This window comes from Exiguobacterium sp. NPDC077395 (assembly GCF_050269125.1).
GTDB classification, from domain to species: Bacteria; Bacillota; Bacilli; order Exiguobacteriales; family Exiguobacteriaceae; genus Exiguobacterium; species Exiguobacterium aestuarii_A.
Genome location: NZ_JBNNHU010000001.1, coordinates 77,389 through 95,408 on the forward strand (window position 1 = coordinate 77,389; position 18,020 = coordinate 95,408).

The window sequence follows — 18,020 nt, forward strand, 5'->3', positions numbered from 1 at the left end:
CTATCTCTTTACGACATGGGGCGAAGCAGTGCACGAACGGGGCTTCCGTCACCTTCGACAATCGGGAGCGGGACGGCGTTCAAGTCATACTCTCCCGGCAAAATGTCGTCTAGGACGAGCCCTTCTAATATATGGACACCATTTCGTGCTAACGCATGATGGGCATCCATTTCTTTACTGTCAATCGCATCAACGGACGGCAAGTCGAGCCCGATCAAGAAAATCCCAAGTTCTCCGAGACGATCGGCAAGAGACGGTGTCAGTTCAGGAATCGTCTCTGGGAAGACGCTCTTATCTGGCCAACCATCCGTCTTCAAAATGAGGCGTTCGACCCCGGTCAAGTCATGACCGTCCAAGTCAGACGCTTCAATTTTTGACTTATGCGGCATATGAATGACGCGTGCCGGACCAATATAGAGGGAAGGGTCGAGATCGATGACGCGCTTCCCGTGGTCGTCAAAGTGAAACGGGGCATCGATATGTGTCCCGACGTGTAGACTCATCGTCACTTTCCCGACATTGACCGAACCGCTCTGCGCCATCGGCCAAGCGATCTCGTACGAAAACTTCGTGTCTCCCGGCCATGTCGTCACATCGGCATGAAGCGGTTGGGATACATCAATCCATGTCATTTCGTTCAGCTCCTCTTATAATGATGTTCGGACCGTCCAAAGCTCTGGGAAGAAACGATGATCGAGCACGCGGCGCAAGTAGTTCACGCCAGACGAGCCGCCTGTTCCCATCTTCTGTCCGATGATGCGTTCTACGGTACTCATATGGTTGAAGCGCCACATCTGTTGCTGGCTCCCGATATCGAGTAGTTTTTCACCGAGCTCATACAAATCCCAATACGTGTCGACATCGCGATAGACCTCGACCCATGCCTTCTCGACACTCTCGTTCCATTCCCAGTCCTGCGTGACATCTCGTTCGAGCACGCTCGCATCAATCGGAAGACCACGGCGATGCATCTCACGGACGGTCACGTCATAAATGCTAGGTGCTTGAAGCGAGCCTTCGAGAAGCGGATACAGTTTTACATCATGCGCATAGACGCTGAGTGTCCGTGCGTTTTTGAAGCCGAGCGCGAATTCAATCTGTCGGTTTTGGTAAGACTGAAAACCAGATGAAGAGCCGAGTTGGTCTCGGAACTCTAAATACTCGGCCGGTGTCAATGTCGCGAGGACGCCCCATGACTGGATAAGTTGCTGCTGAATCTTCGAAACGCGAGCGAGCATCTTAAATGAGCGCTCGAGCTCTCCGTTCGTGATGGCCGTCGTGGCTGCCGTCAATTCATGCAAGATGAGTTTCATCCATAACTCGCTCGTCTGATGGATGATGATAAAGAGCATCTCATCATGATGGTCGGAAAGGCGATGCTGGCTCGATAAAATCGGATCGAGCTGGAGATAGTCCCCGTACGACATGTCTTTCGAGAAGTCGGTTTGAATCGTTTTTTCCACTTTATGTTCCATACGTTCACTCATGACAATTCCCCCTTATGCGACCACTTCGCGGACGTTCTCGAACGCCTCATATTCTTTGTCATCCATGATTTTCTTTAACGTCACGATCACGTCATACACGTCGGTAAACGTGTTATATAATGCGACCGGTGCGAGACGGATGATGTTCGGTGCCCGGAAGTCAGGGATGATGTGATGTTTTTTCAATGCTTTACAGATGCGTGCCGCTTCAGGGTGCTCGAGACTTAAATGGGCACCGCGTTGACGTGTGTCTGTCGGGCTTCCGATGAAGAACCCGTGTGGTGCGAGCATGTCTTCAATCAATTCCATCATATATGTCGTGAGGGCGAGTGATTTTTGACGAATCGCTTCCATCCCGACCTCGTTAAACATCTCGAGGGCTCCAAGTTGGGGAGCGAGGCTCATGACGTGTGGCGTCCCGATTTGGAACGCGCCGGCATGTTCAGCCGGTGTCATCGTATGGTCCATATCGAACTGCTTGTCTTTGCGTGAACCGAACCATCCAGCGAGTCCTGGTGTCGTGCCGAAGTGACGTTCATGTACGAATAAGCCGCCGACCGTTCCCGGACCACCGTTCAAATGTTTGTAGTTGCACCAGTAAGCGAAATCGACACCCCAGTCGTGGAAGTCGTGAGGGATGGCACCGACGGAATGACAAGCATCAAACCCGATTAAAATGCCACGTTCGTGCGCCGCTTTCGCCAGACGCGGCATGTCTAAAATCTGACCGCTCCGATAGAGGACGGTCGGCAATACGATGAGGGCGATCTCGTCGGTCATCGCGGCAATCAAATCGTCTTCTACTAAGATGCGCCCGTCCGGACTTTCGACTTGAACGAGATGCTCCGAAGGGTCGAGTCCACGTAGTTCGAGCTGACTCTTCAAAGCGTAGATATCAGATGGAAACGTGAGGGCGTCTGCCAAAATTTTCGTACGTTTGCCTTTTGGTTTAAAGAAAGAAGCGACGAGTTGATGTAAGTTCACCGTTGTCGAACCGGTGACCATCACTTCTTCCGGCTTTCCTCCGATGAGCGGTGCGTTCAATGCGGCCAATTCTTCGGACAAGTTGAACCAAGGGTGACGCCCGGACATCCAGCCGTCAATCCCGAGCTCTTTCCAGTCCGCAAGCGATTCAAGGAGTGTGCGCTCGGCTCGTTTCGATAAGAGACCGAGTGAATTCCCATCCATATAAATCCCGTCTTCCGGTAAATAAAATTCTTCCCGATACGATGCGAGCGGGTCTTGTTTGTCTAGTTGTTGTGCGTAGGCACGTGTAAAATCGTTCATGTCCCCATTTCCCCCTTCATGCTGTTGCTGTGTACGTTGTCAAAATCGTAGCAATCGGACATAAGGAAGTCAATAAACAACGAGGTGTCGACGACTCAAACTAAAAAACGCTCAAACGTGATCTTGAGCGCTTAGAAGTGTAGCTTATTTTATTTTTCGTACATTCTCTTGTCGGAGTAGCTTGAATAGTGTGAAGACCATCAACAAAAGGATGATAGTGAACGGCAAGGCGGAAATCAACGATGCGGTTTGAAGTCCTTCCAACCCACTCGCAATCAATAGAACGGCGGCGATTCCTCCTAACAAAACACCCCAGGCGATTCGAACGGGGAGGGGAGGATTCAAGCTACCGTTTGTCGTCATACTACTGATGATATAGGTAGCAGAATCGGCCGATGTGATCAAGAACGTCAAAATCAAGAGAATCGACAACACTGAAAGAATGAAACTGAACGGAAGCTCGGCAAACGTCACAAACAATGCGCTCGTCACGTCTGCATTGACAGCTTCGGCGATGGAAGTCCCTTCGAATAAATCTAAATGGAGGGCTGTGCCTCCAAATACAGCAATCCATAAGAGTGCGATGAACGGAGGAACGATGAGGACGCCGACGATGAACTCGCGAATGGTGCGTCCTCGTGAGACACGTGCGACGAACGCTCCAACGAACGGTGACCAAGCGATGGCCCACGCCCAGTAAAAGATCGTCCAATCTCGGACCCACGTCCCTTGCTGATACGGTTGTAACCGAAGACTATAACGAATGAAATTTTGTAAGTAGTCACCTAAGCCAAGGGTGAGGGTTTCTAAAATGAAGATGGTAGGACCGGCAAAGAAGACAAAGACCATCAAGACGAGGGCGGTCCCTAAATTGATATTACTCAACCATTTGATGCCACGATCGAGCCCAGTCGTCGTCGATGTTAAAAAGAGCGCGGTCAAGACGACGATGATGGCGACTTGCATCCAAGCGGTGTTTGGGAGCCCGAACACACTGTTTAGGCCACCGTTGATTTGAAGAACACCTAAACCAAGTGACGTCGCGACACCCATGACAGTGGCGATGACCGCTAAAATATCGATCGTCTGGTTCAACGGTTGTTTGTATGGTCGTTCTTTGATAAGCGGTGAGAGGCTGGTCGAGATGAGTCCATCCGCATTACGACGGAACTGGAAGTAGGCGATGATCAGTCCGACAATCGCAAAGACGGACCATTGACTGACACCCCAATGGAAGAACGAATAAGCCATCGCAAGACGTGCTCCCTCAACCGTCAGTGCTTCCGTATCCGCGTACGGTGGCGTGAAGAAATGACTCATCGGCTCGGCAACACCCCAAAAGACGAGTCCGACACCGAATCCAGCGGAGAATAACATGCCGATCCAGGTGAAGAACGGATATTGTGGACGATCGTCATCTTTTCCGAGACGGATTTTTCCATATTTACTGAACGCTAAAAAGATTAAAAAGAGCACAAACAAGAAGACGGATAGTAAATAGAACCAACCGAACGAGCGAGTCGTAAAGTTGAAAATGGATCCTGCGATCGAAGCAAACGTGGTTGGAGCGATGGCTCCGAATAGAACGAGTAAGGCGATTAAACTTGCTGAAATGTAAAAGACGCGATTCAAACGTGGCTTTTGTGTAGAATCTTTCATAGATGTCTCCTTTCAAAAAATATTATTTAGCCCTAATAAACCGTTCCCTAATCTCCACATTGCAAACAGGAAGCGCGTTTAATCGTGTTTTGTGGAGTTGAATCGGGAAAAGAAACAAAGAGGAGGGAATGCTATGAAATTGATTGCGATTGATTTAGACGGGACGCTGTTGTCGCGCACGGGTGTGATTACAGAGGCGAACCAGGAGGCGATTCGTCGTCGACAAGAAAATGGTGATATCGTCGCCATCTGTTCAGGACGTTCGATTCATGATATCGACGAACTGTTGAAGCGAAGTGACCTCGTCTGTCCGATTTTGTCAGGTAACGGAGCAATTGGCTTTTATGAGAACGAGCGAATTTACTATCATGCGATGGACCAGACAATCGTAAATGAACTGTGGGAAATCGCAAAAGCGGACGATGCGTACGTCGAATTTTATACGAATGCGGGAGTGAAGGTGCTTCGTTCGGGAAGCGACTTATTGAAGCGGGAACTCGATGAAGTGTTGCCGCACGATCAATCGTTCACTCGTGAATGGGCAGAACGTGAGATTGAAATTCAAAATGAACAGTTTGGTCTGACGTACATGGACTCGATGGCAGACATCGACTTTGCACGAGATGAAGTGTACAAGGTGTTTGTCTACTCGTTCGATCGCCAAAAGCTACACCGCTTGCGCAAAGTTTATGAACCACGGAACGACATTTTGATTACAACAGCGGGTTGGACGAAAATTGAGATTGGACATCCTCATGCGAGTAAAGGAGCGGCGCTAAAACAACTAGCGGAGCATTATCAGATTCCAATGGGTGATGTCGTTGCCATTGGAGACAATTTGAATGACGTGTCGATGTTTGAAGTGGCAGAGACAAGGATTGCGATGGGAAATGCTGTGGACCCGCTAAAAGATTTGAGCACGCATATTACCAAAGATGTGGAAGAGGACGGGGTCGCTTACGCGCTGACGCATTATGTATAAATCAGATTATGGAGAAATCGTGAACGAGGATTGAATCCCACTTAAAACGGATATTGTATACATGTAACCATTCACTTTCTGAAATGAGTCGGGGAACGGGGAGGCACTTTCGTCACCTGTAGCTAATCGCAGAAAGCGGATGGGAAAGTCCATGTGAGCGTGAATCGTGTATTCCAAACGATGATGCGTCGGCCTCTGCTTGCCATCCGAGCAAGCATACCAGACAGACTGTTTGTATAAGGAATTCCACATGATTCCCGTCAGTTGTGGACAGCATAGGTGCCAAGTCTATCGTGCCCATTCAATCCAAATGTCTACGAGTCACCTGTTCGATTTCATGTTATGTCATGAAAAACAATTGGTGAACCGATGGACAATGAACCGATTCGAATGATGCGTCACGCTGGCTTGGACATCTCTAGTCGAACCAAATCATAGATGGGACGGTCAATCGAGCGGGGCTTGGTTGGATGAAAGTCCGGGGACTAGAGAATCAAGAAAAGCGCCGAGTGAGGGCGCTTTTCTTGTGGTATCCTATTGGATGAATGCAACCGATGGAGGGATCATATGCCAAAGCTATATTGGTTTGGGACGTTCCTGAGTGGAATGATTCTTTTGACCACGGGAACGACGGAAGGTCTTTACCGTATACTCCCGATTGGGTTGATGGCCATCGCGGTCATCGCCTATCTCATACAGACTCGATTTGAGCAAAAGAAGCGGCGCCCTTGATGGGGTGCCGCTTCTCTTTATAGGGATTCGAGTAAACGTGTCATCACGTCATCGATTTCTATTTGCAGTGCATCAACTTGTTGTTGTAGCACCATCAATTCATCGAGGTCATCCAATTCATTCATTCGTTGGAACAGTGCCTGATGTTCTGCCTCTAATCGGGTCAGGTGAGCTTCCTCGTCAATCGTAGATGGTGCGAATTTCGTCTGCTTCACCGATTTCGATGGTTTCACGTGTTCCGTTTTAGGTTCCTCTTTCGATTCCTGTCCACGTTTGTCGAGGGCATAAGCGACATTACCTTCAAACCGCGTCATCGTCCCGTCGAGCCAATACGTGATGGGGAACAATTTATTTAAGAAGTAGCGGTCATGGGAGACGGTAACGACCGTTCCAGGGAAACATTCGAGCGCTTCTTCAAGTGCCTCTCTCGATTCGATATCAAGGTGGTTTGTCGGCTCGTCTAAGACGAGGACATTGATTTCTTCATGAACGAGAATCGCAAGCATGAGGCGCATCTTCTCACCGCCGCTTAAATTTGAGACAGGTTTGAACACACTCGGTCCGTAGAACAAAAACTGAGCAAGGAGATGTCTCGCTTTTCCTTCATCGACCGCGATTCGGTCTCGGAACGCTTCAATCAACCGATGCGACTCATCGAAGGTGATGTGTTGTGATAGATAACCGATTTTGGCTTGGTCAGCTCGCTTTACGGTTCCGGCTTGCGGCACGACTTGACCGAGCAATATCTTCAACAGCGAAGACTTCCCGCTCCCGTTCGGTCCGACGATGGCGACGCGTTCTCCATGCCCCGTGTAAAAATGCACGTCTTCAAATAGAGGACGATCATAGGCAAGTGTCACGTCACTCACTTCGAAGACGTCACGTCCCGTTCGTCCGTTCGTCGTGAAGTGCATGTTCGGTTGGTCGGCTTCGAGTTGTGGTTTCTTGATCCGCTCGATTCGTTCGAGAGCCTTTTCCATCGATTTGGCGCGACGATAGAACTTTTCATTCGGTGGATGGCCTTCGTTGGCCCATTGCCGTAACTGCCGAATCGTTTCTTTCATCTTTTTAATCTTCTTTTGTTGCTCGGTATAGGCATGGAACTGATCGAGCAATTGTTTTTCTTTTTGAGCGACGAAATCGGTATAGTTTCCGGGATAACTCGTCAACTCGCCGTCTTCACACTCGACGATTCGCGTGGCGACCGCATCCAAGAAGACACGGTCATGGGACACAATCAGGAGCGCTGAATCGTAATCCTGTAAATAGGATTCGAGCCACGTCATCGCTTCTAAATCCAAATGGTTCGTCGGTTCATCCAAAATGAGTAGCTCTGGCTCTTGAAGAAGCGCCAAGGCGAGACCGATTTTTGTACGTTCCCCGCCGCTCAACGTATCGAACGGTTGGTCCACGAATGAGGTCAGCTTCAACCCGTCAATCATCGCACTGATTTTTGACTCGTAGACGTAGCCGCCCGCATGTTCGAATTGCGCTTGGACCGTCCCGTATGTTTCGAGAAGACGTTCAAGCTGTTCAGTCGTCGACATCTCTTCCTCGAGGCGAGACATCTTCTCGCGAAGGCGAAGGACTTCCTCGAAGGCGGTCTGAAGGACATCGCGTCCACTGTTTCCGGGATAGTCGGGAAGTTGAACCAAATAGCCGATAGAGAGTCGCTGCCGACGGTAAATCGTTCCGGCGTCATGCTCTTCAGAGCCGACGATCATGCGTAACAGTGTTGTTTTACCGCTGCCGTTCCGACCGACGAGCCCAACTCGTTCGCGTTCATTGATCATTAAATTCGCATCTGTGAGAACGGCGTGACCACCGTATTGTTTTTGAATGTGTTGTAAATCGATTAACATAATAGGTTCCTCCTGAGATCAGGGCCTATCAAAAAAACCGAGCGCAAAGAAGCGCTCGGTTTAGAGAGAGAGGCGCTTTGTCGTATATTCAGCAATGTCTAAAAAAGGACAGACGGGTCCCTTGATTAAGCGACATCGTGAAAAATCGCACGCAAAATGTACAAATGTTCAGTTGTCCAATGCGTACGTCCGACAAATTTCACCTTTCTCCCTCCTTTCATTCATCTATGTCTTGATTGTAAGCGTTTTTCTTGAGACTGACAATGAAAATAAAGGAAATGGACACAAGGACGTCGTATATAGTCGCCATTGAGGAGGAGAGAGCATGAGGAAAGAATGGCTAGGAGCACTCAGTTTGACACTTGCGGCGAGTATATGGGGCGGAATGTATGTGGTCAGTAAGTATGCGCTCGCTTATATCGAACCGTTCACATTCGTCTGGTTACGGTATGCGGTCGCATTTACCGTGTTATTCATTGTCTGGCTTCGGTTTGGACGGGAATCGATTCGGCGGAAAGATTGGAAATGGATTGGACTCGTCGGTGTGATCGGGTATGTCGCCTCGATTTCGTTTCAATTTATCGGGACGAAGCTATCGGATGCGCATACGGGTTCGCTCGTGACCGCAGCGACGCCGGCGTTCATGGTCTTATTCGCTCGAATTTTGTTGAAGGAACGATTGACCCCAGTCAAAATCGGGGCGCTCGGACTGGCGACGGTGGGTGTTCTCATTGTGGTCGGTTGGGAAGGGGAAGGGACGTATCGTTTAGGTAGTTTTATACTCGTATTAGCCGCCGTGACGTGGGCGCTCATGTCCATCTACGTGAAAATCGGGACGCAGACTTTATCGACGTTGACACTGACGACGTTTGCGATTGGAGTCGCCTGGTTGTTGATGACCCCTTTGATGAGTATGGAGGTCATGCAAAACGGCTTTCCGGAATTGAATGGTGTTCTTTGGCTCAGTGTCCTATATATCGGTGTCGTGTCGACGGCAGGGGCGTTCTTCTTTTGGAACAAAGGACTTGAGTTGATGGATGCGAGTGTCGGGTCACTCTTTTTCTTCTTCCAGCCTTTGGTCGGAGGGACGCTCGGGTGGCTCGTCTTGAATGAGACGCTTCATCTGAATTTCTTTATCGGTGCCGGTTGTATCATGACGGCCGTGACGTGGTCGACGCTCGCAGAACGGCGACAACAATTGCCCATTTCAGAACGAAATCTTTGACGACAAAACGGTCGCCCTCATGTTTAGAGGGCGACCGCTTTTATTAAAATCCATGATGCTCGAGCTTATCTTGTTCGCGTTTCATTTCAAGTTCAAGACGTTGAATGGCGAGTTTCTCTTCTTCGATTTTCAGGCGACGTTCTTCGACACGAGCTTCTCTCGTTTTGATAATCGTATTGGCACCGACCGACGAAACGACGATTACCATGACCATGACGTAGAAAAAGAAATCCATGTGTTTCCCTCCTTTACTCGAAACATTTTGTGACAAGTCGCTGTGTCTCAAGCGCAGCACGACCGTCTGTTTGAATGGGTGTATCATCGATGAGCGCTGAAATGAAGTGGTCAATCGCCTCTTGGAAACCACGTTGGGTGAGTGTCGGGTCCCACGATCCGAACGTTTCTATTTCATGTTGTCCATCTTTGAAGCGATGTAGCGTGACCATCTCGTCAACGGATAGTCGCTCTCCGTCACGGACGATGGAGACGTGCTCATGGTTCGCTCCGGACGAGCGATGCATCGATGTCGTATGCATCCCATGCTCGTCTTGCCACACATGACGGGCGAAGCGAAGTTCTTGCTTGTCATTGACCTCGAGTTGACCCGAGACGAGTCGAAGCTCGTTTCCAGCGAGGAAGCGTAACGTATCAACGACATGCAAATAATCGTCGAGTAGGGTGAACATCGCATCCTGTGGACCGACATCGTTCTCCCGATGTTTCACCACATCAATCATATGTGAGGGTGATTCTTGTTTAAGACGTCTATACATCGGGGCAAAGCGTCGATTGAACCCGACCATCAATTTGCGGCCGAGTCGCTCGGCTAGTTCGACGAGTTGTTCCGCCTCATCCAATGTTGCGGCGAGAGGCTTATCCACGTAAACATCGACCCCGCGTTCTAGTAAATACGCGACGACGTCATAATGGGTTTCAGTCGAGCTATGTACGAATGCCGCATCAACCGATGAGGCGAGGTCCTCTAACGTGTCGAACGAGGTCATCCGATACGTTTGGCAAATCTTTTCCCGCTTCGATGTGTTCGGAGAAAATGCACCGGCTACATCAATGAGGGGATGGTTCGCAAGGATTGGTACATACGCTTTTTGGGCAATGTTTCCGAGTCCGACGATCCCGATTTTAGGTTTTTGCATCCCATTCACTCCTTTGGTCCATCATAACAAAAAAACCGGACAGTATTTGTGTCCGGTTGAAGGATTAAAGGCTGGCACTTAAGACCATTTCGCCTTGTGGCGTCTCGTTGCCACGATTCGGTTCTTTTGTGACGGCGACCGTATCCCAGTCGACGTCGACTTCATCCGAGTCAAGCGTATAGATGACCGTCCCGTTACCCTTATCGTCTGTGACGAAGGCACCAGTCGGGATTGGGGCATTATCTTTTAACAGCCACACTTGGTACACTTCATTGTCGTCGAGTGAGCCTAAGCCGTTCGTTTGGACGATCAATTGCGTCGTACCATCTTGTTCTGCGAGATAAGCAGTCCCTTCGGATTCACCTTCAAGTGGAATGGTTTCAGTCAATGCGATGCCGGGTGAATCGGATTGATTGGTAAGCAGATACCCGTTTCCGATCAAAGAGAGCAGGAGCGCCGCCGCGAGCGCAACCACTCCCCAAACAGGTACTTTCCGTTCTCGTTTCTGTTTGAACGGTGTGACGGGTGGAGTGGATTCGGATGTCACGGACGATGTGACGGGTTCGTTGTCTTCTTCTTCGAATACACGATCGAGGACACGTGCTTTCATGCCTCGGGGTGGTTCAATCGGAGTAGACAAGAACGCGACGCCACCGACAAGTGCTTCGAGTTGCTCGAGCTCTTCTTGACAATCTTTACACGATGCTAAGTGTTGTTCGAATTTCTCTCGTTCATCTTCCGATAAATGTTGGTTGAAATAGTCAATCAATTGGTCGCATGCGTTCATTGTTCTACCTCCTTTCCGATGAATTCATGGGATAACTGTTTCCTCAGTTGCTTCAGCGCTAGTCGAATCCTTCCTTTCACTGTACCAAGCGGGATGCCACACGCGTCAGCGATCTTTTGCTGACTTAACCCTTGGAAGTACATGAGTCGGACGACTTGCTGTTGTTCGGCCGGCAGTGTCGCCATGGCCGTCTCGATTTGAGCGCGTTCTTCTTGCCATTCCACTTCTTTTTCAACGGATGGTGAGTCAGAAGGGATAGCCTCGGCGTAAGATTCATCTAATTGTAAATCAGGTTTACGCTTTCGAATCAAGTCGATGGCCACGTGGCGGCTCATCGTAAAGAGCCAAGACCTGAATTTGCCTTTCGAGTCATCATAGACGCCACCGCCGCGCCACAACTTGATAAATACTTCTTGCATGGCTTCTTCGGCTAAATCGCGATCCTTTGTCAGCTGTAGAACAAAGGCGTATAAAATTCGCTCATACCGATCATACAATATTTCGAGCGCTTCTTTGTCCTTTTGTCGGACACGCTCGTATAATTCTAAGTCAGTCATAACATACTCCTTTGCGCAGAAGGGATGTCCCTTGTATTGATCTAACGGACAAAATAGAAAAATGGATGACTATTTTGTGTGACGATTTATTGAACATGTTGATGATTGGTCTGGAAGTCTCGTATAAATGAACAATCGTAATTTCTCTGAAAAGGTATAGGTGATGGCGCTCAGTCCTACCGCTGTCACGAGCATCAATCCGATAGCAATCAAGGGAGAACTGACCGTTATCCAAAAGAAATAGGATCGAATGCCGAGTAGAAAAGCGAAAACAATGAAAAATCCTGTAATCAGGCTACTCACTTGGCAATATACTTGAAAGATACGTTGAATCATAAGATGCCTCCTCTGTTTCATTGTACTATAGGAGAAAGAGAAAACGATAAGGAGACGATACGATGAAGCGATTTACGAATGAAGGAAACATACTCATTTGTTTTGACTTTGATGAGACTTATTTTCCTCATGCATGTACGCCAGCTCAATTGGCATCCGTGCGTCGTCTTGAAGATTTTCTAGAGCGACATTCCTCCAAATTTTCGACAATGTGGGTGACGGGAAGCTCTCTGGCGTCATTACATGAAAAAGTAAAACGGGCGAATCTTCGCTTTTGGCCACATCGCATCGCCTCGAGTCTCGGCACAGAATTATATCAAATCGAGACGGACGGAACGTTCGTTGAGGACGAGGTCTATCAAGAACTATTTCCGAGCGATTTTGTATCACGTGTGGAACGCATCGTGTCACAGACTGGACAGATGCGTATTCAATTAGATGAACAGCCGGGGAATGGGATGAGTCCTTGGATTCGAAGCTACTATGCCCGCGACCAAGTCGGTTCATGGAGAGAAACGCTTCGGATGCTGACAGATTCAGCTGGCATCGCCGTCAATATCAGTCAATGTAATCCGAACGCAGGTGATCCGGCTGATGCATTTGATATCGATTTTTACCCGATCCATGCCGGGAAAGTCTCAAGTATTGAATATGTATGTGCCACTTCTTCTTTTGTACGAGAAGATACATATGCTTTTGGAGACAGCGGGAATGACCTGAACATGTTGGCACATGTGGGGAACGGATACTTGGTGAACAACGCGACCGAACAGGCGAAGCGGTTACATTCAAAGGTGACAAAAAAACCTTATGCGGAAGGTATTTTAGAAGTGCTCGAGGCGGATGTTTCTTCGTTCATCTGATGAATGATGTGTTCTAAAGAACGGATCAGGGTTGCACGAACGGTTTCTGTATGAGGTTCGAATTTGAGACGTTGTTGCCAGACACGACAAAATAAATCAGTCAAAGCCGCTTCTGCAGTTGCAGGGCGGTTATTTAAATGAAGCGCGTATCGATAGAGTAAGTTTTCATAACGGGCATATAAATGTTCTAGGGCTTGTCGATTTTTTAAACGAATTTGATCGATTAGGCGCTCGTCGAGTGTAGGAAGCATATGCAACTCCTTTCGTATGGAATGAAGGTTCAACAGTGAAAAAACAAGGAACTTTACTTAAATAAAGCATCCTTTCTGTTCTTTCACTCATTTGCTCTCATTCAAACCAAGGAATATGAAAAATAGCGGTCGAATATGCAATACCCCTCAACGATTCAAAACGTGTGATAACAATTCGGACACGTCTGCGCATCTCCCGGCGCGCGTTTAAATGACGTTTTGCACTTCGGACAAGTGACGGTCTCACTCTGTTGATTGAACAGGGTGCCGCGATTGAATAAAATGTTGCGAAGGTTGGGTAATGCTAGTGCGGCGAAAATCATCGCGCCGAATAAAAAGGCCGCTAAAACGAGTAATAAAACGTAGGTCATCGTCTTCTTTCCTTTCCTGTTAAATTTCTTCCATCATAATCGAAATTTACATATGCGAACAGCTTATCAATAGAAATGAGAACAAATGTTCTGTATACTTATACTAAATAAAAGGAGGGGAAAACAGGATGAGAGAAGAATTGTTACGATGGATGCGTTCGGGTCTGGTCACAGAAATGGTATATGTGGATCGACATGGAGTGTTTTCGAAGCGGCGGGTCAAATTGATGAAAGTGCAGGGAGAACATGTCGTGGCGTGGGATTTGAATAAACGGGCCAGACGAACATTTCGAATCGAACAAGTTCTTGCCTGTCTTCCCATCAACGAACGATTTAGAAAGCGGAAGGTGGAGATCGGATGATTGCCTTACCGAAATTAGCTGCACCAGCCAAAAGAGCTTTGACGTCAAAAGGAGTCGATTCCTTAGATGACTTGTCTCTCTACACGCGTCGTGAAGTAGAGAGTTGGCATGGCGTTGGACCAAATGCCATCCACGTCCTACAAAACGAGTTAACCAAATATCATCTAGCATTTAAGGAAGAGAAACCTAGTACGTGAATGAAACGTCTAGGTTTTTTTCGTGAAGTGATTGCTTTTCATTGAAAACGGGAAGTAATATATTTGTCATCTCAATTGCCGTTAAAATCTAGTAACATGACGATAAGGTTTATACACCTAGCGACACCCATGAGAAAGGACGTACACAGCATGAGAACGAAACGTTTATCCGCCATTTTACAAAATGAGATGGATGACATGAAGCTTGATCCATGGGTGACCGGAGTCGAAACAGACTCCAGGAAGGTCAGTTCAGGGAATGTCTTTATTTGCATTCGCGGCTACACGGTCGACGGACACAAGTTTGCGGAAGACGCCGTGGCCAATGGTGCGAGTGCGGTCATCTCAGAATATCCACTCGATCTCGATGTACCGAATGTGGTTGTTGCCGATACGAAGCAGACAGCAGGAGCGGTTGCGAGTACTTTTTATGATCATCCGTCTCATCGGATGCGTATATATGGTGTGACGGGAACGAATGGAAAAACAACGACAGCGACATTGACATATGATTTATTGCGTCTCTCTGGACTTCGTGCAGGGATTGTCAGTACAATCGGTGCCCGTTTCCACAATCAAACGATTGAAACGGCCAATACGACCCCAGAAGCCGTCGTCTTACATCGTATTTTAGCGGATATGGTCGATGCCGGTGTCACGGACTGTGTACTTGAAGTGTCATCTCATGCATTGATGGAGGGACGTGTGGCCGGAATTCACTTTCATGCGGCCGCATTTACGAATTTGACGCATGATCATTTAGATTACCATCGTTCGATGGATGAATATGCCCGGGCGAAGGCGCGATTGTTTGAACAGGTAGAAGTGACGAATGGTGACGCGATCGTGTTAAATGCGGAAGACCAGGCTAGCCGAGTGATGGCTGAGTTTGCACCGACGCGCCGAGTCATTATGTATAGCGCGACAGAAGAAGTAGAAGCCGATATTCAAGTCATTTGGCGAGAGGATACGGTTCTTGTTCATATGAAAGAATTTAAGCTAGAAGTACCCGTGCGATTTATGGGTGCGTTCAATGCGGCGAATTTGGCAGCAGCGATCGGACTCGTCTCAACATCTGATATGACCCTTCGAAAGATTGTCTTGAATGTACCAGGACTGACGTTACCAAAAGGACGTCTCGAGCGCCTCGACACAGAGGATGCCGAAATCTATATCGATTATGCACACACCCCAGACGGTTTAGAGAAGTGTTTGTCCACGTTACAACAAGACGATGGGTCTCTCGTTGTCGTCCTAAGTGCGGCAGGAGACCGTGACCCGACGAAACGTCAAGATATGGGACGGATTGCGAGTCAATATTCAGATGACGTGATTGTCACTGTACATGATGTTCGAATGGAGGATCCGAAACAAATCATTGAAGATTTAGTCAAAGGGATTCAGCCGAACGTGAAGTACGTGACATTTGAAGCGAGAGAAGATGCCCTTCGCCATGCTGCGATGCAGGCGTTAAAAGGGAAGCGAGTCGTGGTCGTCGGCAAAGGACATGACCACGTCGAGCGAATCGGTCGACATTCGATCCCGTTTAATGAATCGGATATTCTATTGGAAGAATTGAAAAAACAAAAAGGGCAGGAACCTGCCGTTTAACAAAACGATGACGGTTGTCATCGTTTTTTAATGTGTGAAAACCATCGATGAAGGTAATACATACTAATGTAGTAGAATTGAAGGAGGAGAATAGACATGTCAGTTTTGTACAAAGAATTTACAAATGATGAAGAAGTCGTTACCGCCGTTCAATCAATGAAATCCAATGGGATAGATGAGTCCAACATTTATGTCATCACACATGACGATGACAGAAGTAAACGTGTTGCGGACAATGCAGATGCAAACACCGTTTCTGCGAGTGACGTTGGCTTGGGGACAGCCGCTAAAAACATGTTCCGCAAAAAAGGGGACGAACTTCGCGCTGAGTTCCAAGAACTCGGTTTCACGAAAGAGGAATCGGAACGTTTAGAAGAAAAACTAGACCAAGGCAAAGTGCTCGTCGTTGTGAAAGACGCACCGGCTGGCTTTACCATCTAATTCCACACCATGGAGAATAGAGAGAAAAGAGGCTGAATCGCGAGCGATTCAGCCTCTTTTGATGTGTTTAGCGAAGACGAACAACAGTGCGACCGCTCAACTCGCCGCGCATCATCGCTTCGGCGTGACGTGGGACGTCGTGTAGCGGAATCTCATGAATCATGTCATTCAACACTTTCGGATCAATGAGTTCCTCAAGGCGTTCCCATGCGTTTGTACGGCGTGCCATCGGCTGCATAACCGAATCGATTCCAATCAGTTTCACCCCACGAAGGATGAACGGATAGACACTCGTCGGCAAGTCGGCGCCACCAACGAGACCGCATGCGGCGACAGCACCTTCGTATCGGGTTTGGCTCAAGATGTTGGCGAGGGTGTTTCCGCCGACCGAATCGATGGCGGCATCAAAGCGTTGTTTAGCCAACGGACGAGCAGGTCCTTCTAATTCGCTCCGGTCGATGATGGTCTCGACACCGAGTGAGCGTAAGTATGGTGAATCCGTTTTACCAGTCGAGGCGACGACATGATAGCCAAGACGACGGAGTAATGTAATGGCGAAACTTCCTACGCCACCCGTCGCGCCTGTGACAAGCACTTCTTCCCCAGGTCGAACGCCAGCATGTTCGAGCGCATCAATGGAAAGCATGGCTGTAAGTCCCGGAGTCCCGATTGCGATGGCGTCCCGCATGCTCATCCCTTTCGGTAATTTGACGAGCCAGTTACCTGGCACTTGGGCGTATTGACTGAAGCCTCCGAAATGACGCTCCCCGATCCCGAAACCGGTGGCGATGACTTCGTCCCCAACTTTAATATCCAGATGATCCGATTCGACTACTTTCCCGACAAATTCACATCCTGGAATAAATGGATAATGGCTTACGATTTTGCCTGATGTCGTCAATCCGAGCGCGTCTTTATAATTCAACGCGGAGTAGTGGACTTCCACTAACACATTTCCGTCTTCTTCCTTCGGAAGGACGTCGGATTTCACTTCTTTTACTTCGGCATGAAGGTGTTCATCATGCTGGTCGAGCATGAGTGCTTGGAATGATTCATTCATGTGCGTAACCTCTTTTCCTATGGATGTTCTCACTCTAACACTCTTTCCCGTGACAAATAAAATATATGCACGAATCTTTAGGGGGAATCGGGTAGAGAGTGGTACAATAAAAGGGATTCAAATTGCGTAAGGAGGAATGTAGTATGCGGCACGATGACTATGAGTTTGATGATGTAGAAGTAGAAGAAGGCGAATTGTTCAACGTATACGATATTCTCCCGCCAGATGGGACAATCCTCGAGATGGCGACCGCTGAAGAAATGGTCCGAGCGGCCGAATTAGAAGCGAAACATCATGCGCTTCAACGGCTCCAAGACTCAAACTTCCAATTAACGGGTGTTTCGTTCAAAGAACTCCTGACAGAATTTGAACAGTATGAGCAAGAATCAATGGAGTTCTGGACAGGGGTTTATAACCGGTTACGCATTCCTTGGGCGTGGACGATTCGCATCGATGTGGCCAATGGTCCAATCCACGTTGTGAACGATCGCGATATCTTTATTGACGAAGAAGACTTTGAAGAATATGATGTCGACGATTTATTAGAAGAATACGAAGAAGACTGAATCAAAAACGTCTTTCCCTCATTCAGATGGGAAAGACGTTTTTTTGTCGTGAAGCAAATTGCTACGCACGCGGGCGAGCTCCGTCGACCCGAAAAAAAGACCGACACTGCACAGTAGTGCGACACCACTGACCATTGCCCCGACGACAGCGGTATCTCCAATCATCGTGAACGACATCGTCAAACTAAATAATCCAAATAATAGTAATCCTCCGGCAATCGTCTTCATCA

22 protein-coding genes are annotated in these 18,020 nt (G+C 48.2%); 9 read left to right on the forward strand and 13 right to left on the reverse strand.

Translation table 11 applies throughout. The features are described 5' to 3' along the window. Positions 1-8 precede the first annotated feature (8 nt). From kynB to ACQKD4_RS00500, 4 genes are all read right to left on the reverse strand, one after another. Complete coding sequence (gene kynB / locus ACQKD4_RS00485; protein WP_427372096.1) at positions 9-632, reverse strand: arylformamidase; 624 nt, start codon at positions 630-632, stop codon at positions 9-11. Between the two features lie 15 nt (positions 633-647). Next, a complete protein-coding gene (kynA, locus tag ACQKD4_RS00490; RefSeq protein WP_427372097.1) occupies positions 648-1,487 on the reverse strand; it encodes a tryptophan 2,3-dioxygenase in 840 nt (279 codons plus the stop codon). A gap of 12 nt (positions 1,488-1,499) precedes the next feature. Next, entirely contained in the window at positions 1,500-2,774 is a 1,275-nt protein-coding gene (kynU, locus tag ACQKD4_RS00495) for a kynureninase (protein WP_427372098.1), read from the reverse strand. 144 nt (positions 2,775-2,918) lie between these two features. Then, complete coding sequence (locus ACQKD4_RS00500) at positions 2,919-4,433, reverse strand: glycine betaine uptake BCCT transporter (protein ID WP_214816290.1); 1,515 nt, start codon at positions 4,431-4,433, stop codon at positions 2,919-2,921. A gap of 133 nt (positions 4,434-4,566) precedes the next feature. Between ACQKD4_RS00500 and ACQKD4_RS00505 the strand changes: the two genes are divergently transcribed. Both ACQKD4_RS00505 and ACQKD4_RS00510 read left to right on the forward strand, forming a co-directional pair. Then, entirely contained in the window at positions 4,567-5,415 is an 849-nt protein-coding gene (locus tag ACQKD4_RS00505; protein WP_427372099.1) for a Cof-type HAD-IIB family hydrolase, read from the forward strand. Between the two features lie 567 nt (positions 5,416-5,982). Beyond that, positions 5,983-6,147 (forward strand): hypothetical protein, encoded by a 165-nt coding sequence (locus tag ACQKD4_RS00510; protein ID WP_427372100.1) that lies wholly within the window; start codon positions 5,983-5,985, stop codon positions 6,145-6,147. 17 nt (positions 6,148-6,164) lie between these two features. Here the strand turns inward: ACQKD4_RS00510 and abc-f are convergent, their stop codons facing one another. Next, complete coding sequence (abc-f, locus tag ACQKD4_RS00515; RefSeq protein ID WP_427372101.1) at positions 6,165-8,009, reverse strand: ribosomal protection-like ABC-F family protein; 1,845 nt, start codon at positions 8,007-8,009, stop codon at positions 6,165-6,167. 325 nt (positions 8,010-8,334) lie between these two features. Between abc-f and ACQKD4_RS00520 the strand changes: the two genes are divergently transcribed. After that, positions 8,335-9,234 (forward strand): DMT family transporter, encoded by a 900-nt coding sequence (locus tag ACQKD4_RS00520; protein WP_427372102.1) that lies wholly within the window; start codon positions 8,335-8,337, stop codon positions 9,232-9,234. A gap of 43 nt (positions 9,235-9,277) precedes the next feature. Here ACQKD4_RS00520 and ACQKD4_RS00525 read toward each other — a convergent pair whose 3' ends face one another. The 4 genes from ACQKD4_RS00525 to ACQKD4_RS00540 all read right to left on the reverse strand — a co-directional run bounded on the left by ACQKD4_RS00525 (position 9,278) and on the right by ACQKD4_RS00540 (position 11,732). After that, on the reverse strand, positions 9,278-9,469 hold the full coding sequence (locus ACQKD4_RS00525) for a hypothetical protein (RefSeq protein ID WP_427372103.1): 192 nt from the start codon (positions 9,467-9,469) through the stop codon (positions 9,278-9,280). Positions 9,470-9,482: 13 nt separating this feature from the next. Beyond that, positions 9,483-10,388, reverse strand: coding sequence for a Gfo/Idh/MocA family protein (locus ACQKD4_RS00530; protein ID WP_427372104.1), 906 nt, complete (start codon positions 10,386-10,388; stop codon positions 9,483-9,485). Positions 10,389-10,452: 64 nt separating this feature from the next. Then, on the reverse strand, positions 10,453-11,175 hold the full coding sequence (locus ACQKD4_RS00535; RefSeq protein WP_427372105.1) for an anti-sigma factor: 723 nt from the start codon (positions 11,173-11,175) through the stop codon (positions 10,453-10,455). Next, positions 11,172-11,732 carry an RNA polymerase sigma factor gene (locus tag ACQKD4_RS00540; RefSeq protein ID WP_214694878.1) on the reverse strand — a complete coding sequence of 187 codons (561 nt, stop codon included), beginning with the start codon at positions 11,730-11,732 and terminating at the stop codon, positions 11,172-11,174. Before ACQKD4_RS00540 ends, ACQKD4_RS00535 begins: the two co-directional genes overlap by 4 nt. 398 nt (positions 11,733-12,130) lie before the next feature. Here ACQKD4_RS00540 and ACQKD4_RS00545 point away from each other — a divergent pair, with 398 nt between their 5' ends. After that, a complete protein-coding gene (locus ACQKD4_RS00545) occupies positions 12,131-12,931 on the forward strand; it encodes an HAD family hydrolase (RefSeq protein WP_427372106.1) in 801 nt (266 codons plus the stop codon). Here the strand turns inward: ACQKD4_RS00545 and ACQKD4_RS00550 are convergent. Both ACQKD4_RS00550 and ACQKD4_RS00555 read right to left on the reverse strand, forming a co-directional pair. Then, the gene (locus ACQKD4_RS00550; RefSeq protein ID WP_427372107.1) at positions 12,877-13,182 is read right to left on the reverse strand and encodes an RNA polymerase sigma factor; all 306 of its coding nucleotides are present in this window, start codon (positions 13,180-13,182) and stop codon (positions 12,877-12,879) included. The two genes, ACQKD4_RS00545 and ACQKD4_RS00550, sit on opposite strands and share 55 nt — an antisense overlap. Before the next feature lie 155 nt (positions 13,183-13,337). Next, positions 13,338-13,553: a zinc-ribbon domain-containing protein gene (locus tag ACQKD4_RS00555; RefSeq protein WP_214694872.1), complete on the reverse strand. Its 216-nt coding sequence runs from the start codon at positions 13,551-13,553 to the stop codon at positions 13,338-13,340. Between the two features lie 128 nt (positions 13,554-13,681). Between ACQKD4_RS00555 and ACQKD4_RS00560 the strand changes: the two genes are divergently transcribed. From ACQKD4_RS00560 to ACQKD4_RS00575, 4 genes are all read left to right on the forward strand, one after another. Next, positions 13,682-13,915 carry a hypothetical protein gene (locus tag ACQKD4_RS00560; protein WP_214694870.1) on the forward strand — a complete coding sequence of 78 codons (234 nt, stop codon included), beginning with the start codon at positions 13,682-13,684 and terminating at the stop codon, positions 13,913-13,915. Continuing rightward, positions 13,912-14,112 (forward strand): hypothetical protein, encoded by a 201-nt coding sequence (locus tag ACQKD4_RS00565; protein WP_427372108.1) that lies wholly within the window; start codon positions 13,912-13,914, stop codon positions 14,110-14,112. The genes ACQKD4_RS00560 and ACQKD4_RS00565 overlap by 4 nt, the downstream gene beginning before the upstream one ends. Positions 14,113-14,262: 150 nt before the next feature. After that, the gene (locus tag ACQKD4_RS00570; RefSeq protein WP_427372109.1) at positions 14,263-15,723 is read left to right on the forward strand and encodes a UDP-N-acetylmuramoyl-L-alanyl-D-glutamate--2,6-diaminopimelate ligase; all 1,461 of its coding nucleotides are present in this window, start codon (positions 14,263-14,265) and stop codon (positions 15,721-15,723) included. Between the two features lie 96 nt (positions 15,724-15,819). Next, positions 15,820-16,164, forward strand: a complete 345-nt coding sequence (locus ACQKD4_RS00575) for a general stress protein (protein ID WP_214744836.1) — start codon at positions 15,820-15,822, stop codon at positions 16,162-16,164. A 67-nt stretch (positions 16,165-16,231) separates the two neighbouring features. Here the strand turns inward: ACQKD4_RS00575 and ACQKD4_RS00580 are convergent, their stop codons facing one another. Further along, positions 16,232-17,224 (reverse strand): MDR family oxidoreductase, encoded by a 993-nt coding sequence (locus ACQKD4_RS00580; RefSeq protein ID WP_427372110.1) that lies wholly within the window; start codon positions 17,222-17,224, stop codon positions 16,232-16,234. A gap of 143 nt (positions 17,225-17,367) precedes the next feature. Between ACQKD4_RS00580 and ACQKD4_RS00585 the strand changes: the two genes are divergently transcribed. Beyond that, positions 17,368-17,790, forward strand: a complete 423-nt coding sequence (locus ACQKD4_RS00585) for a hypothetical protein (RefSeq protein ID WP_074035571.1) — start codon at positions 17,368-17,370, stop codon at positions 17,788-17,790. A gap of 18 nt (positions 17,791-17,808) precedes the next feature. On the opposite strand, the gene ACQKD4_RS00590 is transcribed toward ACQKD4_RS00585, so the two are convergent. Next, positions 17,809-18,018, reverse strand: a complete 210-nt coding sequence (locus tag ACQKD4_RS00590; protein WP_427372111.1) for a hypothetical protein — start codon at positions 18,016-18,018, stop codon at positions 17,809-17,811. Positions 18,019-18,020 lie beyond the last annotated feature (2 nt).

Excerpts from the sequence above, each read along its gene's own strand:
- kynB (WP_427372096.1), bottom strand. The coding sequence starts at position 632 with ATGACATGGATTGATGTATCCCAACCGCTTCATGCCGATGTGACGACA.
- kynA (WP_427372097.1), bottom strand. The coding sequence starts at position 1,487 with ATGAGTGAACGTATGGAACATAAAGTGGAAAAAACGATTCAAACCGAC.
- kynU (WP_427372098.1), bottom strand. The coding sequence starts at position 2,774 with ATGAACGATTTTACACGTGCCTACGCACAACAACTAGACAAACAAGAC.
- ACQKD4_RS00500 (WP_214816290.1), bottom strand. The coding sequence starts at position 4,433 with ATGAAAGATTCTACACAAAAGCCACGTTTGAATCGCGTCTTTTACATT.
- ACQKD4_RS00505 (WP_427372099.1), top strand. The coding sequence starts at position 4,567 with ATGAAATTGATTGCGATTGATTTAGACGGGACGCTGTTGTCGCGCACG.
- ACQKD4_RS00510 (WP_427372100.1), top strand. The coding sequence starts at position 5,983 with ATGCCAAAGCTATATTGGTTTGGGACGTTCCTGAGTGGAATGATTCTT.
- abc-f (WP_427372101.1), bottom strand. The coding sequence starts at position 8,009 with ATGTTAATCGATTTACAACACATTCAAAAACAATACGGTGGTCACGCC.
- ACQKD4_RS00520 (WP_427372102.1), top strand. The coding sequence starts at position 8,335 with ATGAGGAAAGAATGGCTAGGAGCACTCAGTTTGACACTTGCGGCGAGT.
- ACQKD4_RS00525 (WP_427372103.1), bottom strand. The coding sequence starts at position 9,469 with ATGGATTTCTTTTTCTACGTCATGGTCATGGTAATCGTCGTTTCGTCG.
- ACQKD4_RS00530 (WP_427372104.1), bottom strand. The coding sequence starts at position 10,388 with ATGCAAAAACCTAAAATCGGGATCGTCGGACTCGGAAACATTGCCCAA.
- ACQKD4_RS00535 (WP_427372105.1), bottom strand. The coding sequence starts at position 11,175 with ATGAACGCATGCGACCAATTGATTGACTATTTCAACCAACATTTATCG.
- ACQKD4_RS00540 (WP_214694878.1), bottom strand. The coding sequence starts at position 11,732 with ATGACTGACTTAGAATTATACGAGCGTGTCCGACAAAAGGACAAAGAA.
- ACQKD4_RS00545 (WP_427372106.1), top strand. The coding sequence starts at position 12,131 with ATGAAGCGATTTACGAATGAAGGAAACATACTCATTTGTTTTGACTTT.
- ACQKD4_RS00550 (WP_427372107.1), bottom strand. The coding sequence starts at position 13,182 with ATGCTTCCTACACTCGACGAGCGCCTAATCGATCAAATTCGTTTAAAA.
- ACQKD4_RS00555 (WP_214694872.1), bottom strand. The coding sequence starts at position 13,553 with ATGACCTACGTTTTATTACTCGTTTTAGCGGCCTTTTTATTCGGCGCG.
- ACQKD4_RS00560 (WP_214694870.1), top strand. The coding sequence starts at position 13,682 with ATGAGAGAAGAATTGTTACGATGGATGCGTTCGGGTCTGGTCACAGAA.
- ACQKD4_RS00565 (WP_427372108.1), top strand. The coding sequence starts at position 13,912 with ATGATTGCCTTACCGAAATTAGCTGCACCAGCCAAAAGAGCTTTGACG.
- ACQKD4_RS00570 (WP_427372109.1), top strand. The coding sequence starts at position 14,263 with ATGAGAACGAAACGTTTATCCGCCATTTTACAAAATGAGATGGATGAC.
- ACQKD4_RS00575 (WP_214744836.1), top strand. The coding sequence starts at position 15,820 with ATGTCAGTTTTGTACAAAGAATTTACAAATGATGAAGAAGTCGTTACC.
- ACQKD4_RS00580 (WP_427372110.1), bottom strand. The coding sequence starts at position 17,224 with ATGAATGAATCATTCCAAGCACTCATGCTCGACCAGCATGATGAACAC.
- ACQKD4_RS00585 (WP_074035571.1), top strand. The coding sequence starts at position 17,368 with ATGCGGCACGATGACTATGAGTTTGATGATGTAGAAGTAGAAGAAGGC.
- ACQKD4_RS00590 (WP_427372111.1), bottom strand. The coding sequence starts at position 18,018 with ATGAAGACGATTGCCGGAGGATTACTATTATTTGGATTATTTAGTTTG.